The following is a 7,193-nucleotide window of genomic DNA, read 5'->3' as shown; positions in this document are numbered from 1 at the left end:
TCGCGCGTAGAACGACATCAACCCCCCCCCTCGCTTTTTTTTCCCCTCTCCGCGAGACTTCCCCCCCCCTCCCCCCCCTCCCCCTCCCCGCCTCCCCCCACCCCCAAAACCCCGGCCACGGCCGACGTCGCCGCGGCGACGGTCTTGTCGTCGTTCTGGCCCTTGTTGTCGTCACCGCCGCCGAACATCAGCGCGCTCGCGCCGAGACCGAGTACGGCGCAGCCGACGACGACCGCGGCGATGAGCGGCACGCGCGAGGAGCGGCGCTGCGGCGGCTCGGGCGCGTACGGCGGCTCGTACGCGGGCTGGTACTGCGGCGTCGGCGCGTACGACTGCTGCGGCTGCTGAGGTACGGGCGGCAGGTACTGCGTGGCCTCCGCCCCACCACCGGCCGGCGCGCCCTCGCTGCGGAAGAGGTTGTCGAACTCCGCGGGAGGCTGCCGGTCGCCGGGCGCGCCGGGGCGGACCCCGTACGGGGCGCCCTGCGGTACGGGCGGCAGGTACTGGGTGGCCTCCGCGTCGCCCCCCTCGGCGGCGGGCCGCACGCCGAGGAACTGCGTCGACTCGGCGGGGTTCTCGTGCGGGTGGGCCCCGGCGGGGGGCTGGACGGGCGCAATGTACTGCGTGGCGTCGGCCTCGCCCATCTGCCCGTACTGGCCCGGAAGTTGGCCCGCGGCACCGGCGTCGTACGGCGGCAGCGACTGATCCTGGTACTGCATCTGCGGCTCCTGGGGCGGGAGCGGCTGCGCCTGGTGGTGCGGCTGCTGGGGCGGCAGCGGCTGCGCGTACGGCTGGGGCCGGCCCGGGGCCTGCTGGTCCTGCCCCTGCTCGGGGCCCCACGGCGAACCCCAGGGCGCCCCGCCGGCCGGAGCGACCTGCTCCCCGCTGACGCCGGGTATCCAGGGCTCACTGCCGTCCGCGGGCAGCACGACACCCTCGTGCGCGGGCCGCGCCGCAGGATACTGCGCCTCGTCACCCTGTCCGCTTCGCGTCACCGGGACTCCTACACGTAAACCTACGGAATCGTCGGTTCACGCTACCGGGTGTCCCAGCCCCTCCGCACACACGTGTGGCGGCCGTAACAAGATCGCACCCCAAGACGCTGTTCAACCCCGCCTTTCCGCGCCGCACGTGTGCCCCGCCACCACTCCCGCCACCACCCCCTGCGCCCCTCCACGCCCCTCCACGCCCCTCGGCGGCGCGCTCTACGCCGCCTGCAGCTCCACCCTCGCCCCGAACTCCCGCACCGCCGGCTCCTCCCCGTACGGCTCCAACCGGTGCTGGAGGTCCTCCAGGTACTCCGCGCCCCGGCTCGACCTCAGCGTCCCGAGCAGCTCCACCGCCCGTGTGCCGGTCCGGCAGGCCTCCTCCACCTCGCGCTGCTGGACCCGGGCCGACGCCAGCAGCACCAGCCCGATCGCGCGGCGGCGGGCCCGGGACTCGGGGTGACCCTCCAGGGAGTCGACGGCGCGGCGGGCGGCCGCGTCCGCCTCGCCCAGGTCGCGGTGGCAGTGGGCCAGCTCGTCGGCCAGATAGGCGTGGTCGAAGTGGGCGATCCAGGCCGGGTCGTCCCCCGACTCCGGGTCGGCCCGGTCCAGCGCCGCCAGCGCCTTGCCGGCGACCTCGTGGCAGGTGCGGGCGTCGCCGAGCAGCGCATGGCCTCGCGCCTCGGCCGCGTAGAACATCGCCTCCGCGCGCGGTGTCACCCGCCCCCGCGCACCCTCCTGCGCCGCCCGCGCGAGCTGCGCGATCTCCCGCGGGTTCCCGAGCTGCGCCGCGAGGTGGCTCATCGACGCGGCCAGGACGTACCCCCCGTACGCGCGGTCGTCCGCCGCCTGCGCCAGCCGCAGCGCCTGGATGTAGTAGCGCTGCGCGAGCCCGGGCTGGCCGGTGTCCACCGCCATGTACCCGGCGAGTTCGGTCAGCCGGGCGACGGCCGCGAAGAGCTGCCGGCCGACCGGCTCCCGGTACGAGCCCGAAAGCAGGCCCGACACCACGCTGTTGAGGTAGTGGACGACGACCGGCCGCACATGCCCGGACCCGAAACGGTGGTCCAGCGTCTTGAGCGCCTCCGTCATCGCCCGTACGGCCTCGACGTCCGACACCCCCACCCGCGCCCCCGCCGTACGCGCCACCTGCGCGTCCGCGCCCGTGATCAGCCAGTCGCGGCTCGGCTCGACGAGCGCCGACGCGGCGACCGCCGACCCGGACAGGAAGTCACGGCGGCCCACATCGCTGCGCCACAGCTCGCAGACCTGCTCGATCGCCCCGAGCACGGTCGGCGCGAACTGCAGCCCCACGCCCGACGCCAGGTTCTTCCCGTTCGCCATGCCGATCTCGTCGATCGTGACCGTACGCCCCAGCTTGCGGCCCAGCGCCTCCGCGATGATCCCAGGCGCCCGCCCGCGCGGCTGCTGTCCGCGCAGCCAGCGCGCCACGGACGTCTTGTCGTACCGCAGGTCGAGCCCGCGCTCCGTACCCACCAGGTTGACCCGGCGGGCCAGCCCCGCGTTGGAACACGCGGCTTCCTGGATGAGCGCCTGCAGCCGTTCGTTCGGCTGGCGGGCGACGAGTGGCCTCGCTGCCATGACTACCCCCTGTACCGGACCGCTCGGTTCGTGATCACTGTCGAGCCCTCGACCGAGACCCTCGATCGAGTTCGTGATCTTCCATTGATCACTTCCCGGCGGTTATCCGGAGAATGCCATTGAGCTCGGACGATTACGGGTGAATGCCGCTTCCCCGCAAGGGCTACCCTCCCGCCGGTCCCTGGCCGCACGCGCGCCCCCGCCCATGCACCCATGCGCCCCATATGCAGGATCGATGCGTCGTGCCCCGGCCGTGTGCGCCCGTAACCCGCACTGACGGCGGGAGTTGTGTTCATCGTGGAAGAGACCATCGGCACGGAAGCCGCACAGATCCCCAGGCAGCGGGGCGAACAGCTGCTGGACAGCGCCGTGCGGTATGCGGAGGAGCGCCACTGGGACGTGTTCCCCGGCACCTGGCTCGAGGCCGTCGACGGCGCCGAGCGGTGCTCCTGCGGCGCGGCCGCATGCGAGGCACCGGGGGCGCACGCCACCCGCCCGGACTGGGCGAACCAGGCGACCGGCAGCGCCGTCGCCGCGCGCCGGCTGTGGGGGAAGCAGCCGAAGGCGTCGATCCTGCTGCCCACGGGACGGACGTTCGACGCGCTGGACGTCCCGGAGTCCGCCGGTTTCCTCGCGCTGGCCCGGATGGAGCGGATGGATCTGACGCTCGGTCCTGTGACCTGCGCGCCGGACCGGCGGATGATGTTCTTCGTGCTGCCCGGCGGGGCGGCGAAGGCCCCCGACCTGGTACGGAAGTTGGGCTGGGCGCCCAGCTCGGTCGACCTGGTGGCGCGCGGCGAGGGCCACTACGTGGCGGCACCGCCGACCCGTATCGGCGGCCAGGGCGCGGTGCAGTGGGCCCGCCGCCCCACGCCGGCGAACCGCTGGCTGCCGGACGTGGAGGAGCTCATCAGCCCCCTGGCGTACGCATGTGGGCGGGAGGCGGCCGCCGAGCGGACGCGCCGATCGTAGTGTTGTTCCCGTACAAACGGGGACAACGGAAGGCAGCGCACCATGCCGGACCAGACATCGGGCCAGCAACCGGCCCAGGAAGCAGGCCGGACGGAGCTCCGGACGGCGGGCGGTACGCCGGAGACGGCGCCGCCCGCCGTTCGTGTCGAGGGGCTGTGGAAGCGGTTCGGCGAGCAGATCGCCGTCGCGGGCATCGATCTGGCCCTGCCCGCCGGCAAGTTCATCGGTCTGGTCGGACCGAACGGCGCCGGCAAGACGACGACGCTGTCGATGGTGACCGGGCTGCTCCGCCCCGACCAGGGGCGCGTCGAGGTCGTGGGCCACGACGTGTGGAAGGACCCCGTCGAGGTCAAGGCCAGGATCGGCGTTCTGCCCGAGGGACTGCGGCTCTTCGAGCGGCTGTCGGGACGGGAACTCCTCGCCTACACCGGCCGGTTGCGGGGGCTGCCCGGTGACGAGGTCGACAAGCGGGCGGCGCAGCTGCTCGACGTGCTGGATCTCGCGGGGGCGCAGCACAAGCTGGTCGTCGACTACTCGACCGGTATGCGGAAGAAGATCGGCCTGGCGGCGGCGCTGCTGCACAATCCCCAGGTGCTGTTCCTGGACGAGCCGTTCGAGGGCGTCGACCCGGTCTCTGCCCAGACGATCCGTGGCGTGCTCGAGCGGTACACCGCCTCCGGGGCGACCGTCGTCTTCTCCAGCCATGTGATGGAGCTGGTGGAGTCGCTGTGCGACTGGGTCGCGGTGATGGCGGCGGGCCGGATCCGGGCGCACGGCACGCTGGAGGAGGTACGGGGCTCGGCGTCGTCGCTGCAGAACGCGTTCCTGGAGCTGGTCGGGGCGAGTGGCCGGGATGCCGGGGACGCGCTGGACTGGCTGGGCGGCGGCGGTTCGCGATGACGACGACCACGCACTCGACGGCACCGACGCCCCGCATGCCTTCGGCCGCTCCGGCGACTCCGGCGACCGCGTCGCTCACCCCCGTTCTCGTACGGCTCAAGCTGTCGCTGCTCGCCAACGGGCTGCGTCAGTCCTCCGGCCGGAGGGCCGCCTTCGTCGCGTCGGCGGTCGTGGCCCTGCTCATCGCGGCCGGGCAGCTCATCGGGCTGGTCCTGCTCCGCGGGGAGGAGAGCGCGGCCACGGTGGTGGTGCTGCTGGTCGGTGTGCTCGCGGTGGGCTGGGCGTTCATGCCGCTGTTCTTCCCGAGCGGCGACGAAACGCTCGACCCGACCCGGCTGGTGATGCTGCCGCTGCGCCCGCGTCCGCTGGTCTCCGCGCTGCTGGTGGCCTCGCTGGTGGGGATCGGCCCGCTGTTCACGCTCTGCCTGGCCGTGGGCGGCGCACTGGCGCTGGTGCACGGCGCCGGGGCGGTGCTGGTCGCGGTGGTGGCCGTTCCGCTGACGCTGCTGGTGTGCGTGGCGCTGGCGCGCGCGGTCGCGGCGGCCAGCATCCGGCTGCTGACCTCGCGCAAGGGCCGCGACCTGGCGGTGCTGAGCGGTCTGGTGATCGCGGTGGGCATCCAGTTCGCGAACTTCGGCGCCCAGCGCATCGGCGCGGCGGGAGGCCTCTCGTCGCTGGAGCCGGTGGCGGCGATCGTGCGCTGGATCCCGCCGGCGTCGGCGGCCGGCGCGATCGACTCGGCGGCCTCGGGTTCGTACGGTACGGCGCTCGCGCAACTCGGGCTCTCCGTGGCCGCGCTGGGCGTGCTGCTGTACGCCTGGCAGCACAGCCTCACGCGGCTGATGACGACCCCGGACGGCTCGACGCTCGCGGCCGCGTCGGAGCCGAGCCGCAGGGCGTCGTCCGGCGGGCTGCACCGGCTGCTGCCCGGCGGGCGTACGGGCACGGTCATGCAGCGCAGCCTGCGCTACGTCTGGCGCGATCCGAAGACGAAGACGGCGTGGGTGACGGCGCTGGTCATCGGCCTGATCGTGCCGGTCTTCAACGCCCTGCAGGGCACGGGCTCGATCTACTTCTCGTGCTTCGCCGCGGGGATGCTCGGCATCCAGATGTACAACCAGTTCGGGCAGGACACCTCCGCGTTCTGGATGGTGGCCCAGACGATCTCGACACCCCGCGACGCCTACCTCGAACTGCGCGCCCGCGCACTGGCGTTGCTGCTGATCACACTCCCGTACACGGTCCTGGTCACCGTCGTCACGGCGGCGATCCTGGGCAACTGGAAGGCGCTCCCGGAGGCCCTCGGGCTCGCGCTCGCGCTGCTGGGCGCGATGCTGGCGACGGGCGCGGTGGCGTCGGCACGCTTCCCCTACTCCATCCCGCAGGACAGCGCGTACAAGAACGTCGCGCCGGGGCAGGGCGGGCTGGCCTGGATCTCCATCTTCGGCGGAATGATCGCCTCGGCCCTGTTGTGCGCCCCGGTGATCGCGCTCACGATCTGGCTGAATGCCGCCAACGCGGAGTCGGCGCTGTGGAGTCTGCTGCCGCTGGGGCTCGCCTACGGCGGGGCCGTGGCGTGGGGCGGGCTGCGGGTGGCGGCGCCGCAGACGGCGCAGCGGCTGCCGGAGATCCTGACGGCGGTCAGCAAGGGCTGAGCGGCGGTCTGCGGCCCCTGCGCAGCAGGGGCCCTGCCCGGAGCACAGGGCCGGGAGTGTGGAGATTTCGTTCCCCATGTGTGCGTGAGCGGACGCGCCCCGGTCGGCGGGATCACCCCCGGAGAGCGCGACGCGGCGCCCCGAATCGATCGACCTCGACGCCGCGGCCGCGAACACGCTGAAGGTGCGCGAGGAAATCAGGAAGCCGATCGGCTGAGCCGGCCGCCCGACGCTTTCCGGTCGAAGGGGCGCGCGGGGCGTTGCTCCAAGGTGAAACCAATTCCGTGAACGAGCAGCTCAGGGGATTGTTTCAGCTTGCACCACTGGTGGTTGTCCATATGCTGGACAGCCCTTCGCGCGCGCCCAGCACCCTGTGCGAACTGCCCGAACGACCATTCGGTCTCCGTTCCGGAACGTATGCGGCCGGAAACGCGCGATGGATGTGCGATCACTGTATGCATCAGCAAGACTCCCGAGCGCAATCGCACTCACCGACGAAGGGGATTCACCTATGCGTTACATCCTCAGCACACTCGGCGCGACGGCCTCCGCGGCCGCCCTCCTCCTGACCGTGGGCAGCGCCGCACACGCGGCACCGCCCGCCCAGCCGACCGGGCTCTACCCGCCGTCGGCACTGGTGCTCACGGTCGGCCAGGGCGACGGCACCGCGACGGCCACCGTCGCGCGGGCGGTGACTCTGAGCTGTGCACCGACACCGACCGGCAGCCACCCGTCGCCCAGGGCGGCGTGCAAGGAGCTGACCGCGGTGGACGGCGAGTTCGGTCTGCTGTCCAGAGCGGTCGGCGGCCCGTGCACCCGTCAGTGGGACCCGATCACGATCACCGCGGACGGCGTCTGGCAGGGCAAGCGGGTCAGCTGGTCGGCCACGTACGGCAACGCGTGCGAGATGCGGTCGAGTCTGACCAAGGCGGCGGTCTTCGCCTTCTGAGCCGGCCACCTCCCCGCGGCGGGGGGGGGGGGGGGGGGGGAAGGGGGGGGGGGGGGGGGCCCCCCCTCCTTCCTTTTTCTTTCTTCTTTTCCTTCCCTCGTCCCTCCACCCCACTCCCAAACAGCCGAA

The 7,193-nt window shown here is 72.8% G+C and carries 6 protein-coding genes; 4 read left to right on the top strand and 2 right to left on the bottom strand.

The window, feature by feature from the left end; translation table 11 throughout:
* Positions 1–17: 17 nt before the first annotated feature.
* Together ACFV9O_RS10615 and ACFV9O_RS10610 are read right to left on the bottom strand one after the other, a co-directional pair.
* Positions 18–995, bottom strand: a complete 978-nt coding sequence (locus tag ACFV9O_RS10615) for a hypothetical protein (RefSeq protein WP_385415093.1) — start codon at positions 993–995, stop codon at positions 18–20.
* Between the two features lie 210 nt (positions 996–1,205).
* On the bottom strand, positions 1,206–2,588 hold the full coding sequence (locus ACFV9O_RS10610; protein ID WP_385415091.1) for a transcriptional regulator: 1,383 nt from the start codon (positions 2,586–2,588) through the stop codon (positions 1,206–1,208).
* Between the two features lie 288 nt (positions 2,589–2,876).
* Between ACFV9O_RS10610 and ACFV9O_RS10605 the strand changes: the two genes are divergently transcribed.
* From ACFV9O_RS10605 to ACFV9O_RS10590, 4 genes are all read left to right on the top strand, one after another.
* The gene (locus ACFV9O_RS10605) at positions 2,877–3,560 is read left to right on the top strand and encodes a bifunctional DNA primase/polymerase (protein WP_385415088.1); all 684 of its coding nucleotides are present in this window, start codon (positions 2,877–2,879) and stop codon (positions 3,558–3,560) included.
* Between the two features lie 42 nt (positions 3,561–3,602).
* The gene (locus ACFV9O_RS10600) at positions 3,603–4,460 is read left to right on the top strand and encodes an ABC transporter ATP-binding protein (RefSeq protein WP_385415085.1); all 858 of its coding nucleotides are present in this window, start codon (positions 3,603–3,605) and stop codon (positions 4,458–4,460) included.
* Positions 4,461–4,495: 35 nt separating this feature from the next.
* The gene (locus tag ACFV9O_RS10595) at positions 4,496–6,115 is read left to right on the top strand and encodes a transporter (protein WP_385415330.1); all 1,620 of its coding nucleotides are present in this window, start codon (positions 4,496–4,498) and stop codon (positions 6,113–6,115) included.
* A 511-nt stretch (positions 6,116–6,626) separates the two neighbouring features.
* Positions 6,627–7,064: a subtilase-type protease inhibitor gene (locus ACFV9O_RS10590; RefSeq protein WP_385415082.1), complete on the top strand. Its 438-nt coding sequence runs from the start codon at positions 6,627–6,629 to the stop codon at positions 7,062–7,064.
* Positions 7,065–7,193 lie beyond the last annotated feature (129 nt).

The organism is Streptomyces sp. NPDC059909, from assembly GCF_042730885.1.
In the GTDB taxonomy this organism is placed as follows: domain Bacteria; phylum Actinomycetota; class Actinomycetes; order Streptomycetales; family Streptomycetaceae; genus Streptomyces.
The sequence above is the reverse complement of the archived record's forward strand: the minus strand, read 5'-3'. Positions and strand labels throughout refer to the sequence as shown.

Coding starts and splice junctions, on each gene's coding strand:
- ACFV9O_RS10595 (WP_385415330.1), top strand. CDS start 4,496: ATGCCTTCGGCCGCTCCGGCGACTCCGGCGACCGCGTCGCTCACCCCC.
- ACFV9O_RS10610 (WP_385415091.1), bottom strand. CDS start 2,588: ATGGCAGCGAGGCCACTCGTCGCCCGCCAGCCGAACGAACGGCTGCAG.
- ACFV9O_RS10600 (WP_385415085.1), top strand. CDS start 3,603: ATGCCGGACCAGACATCGGGCCAGCAACCGGCCCAGGAAGCAGGCCGG.
- ACFV9O_RS10590 (WP_385415082.1), top strand. CDS start 6,627: ATGCGTTACATCCTCAGCACACTCGGCGCGACGGCCTCCGCGGCCGCC.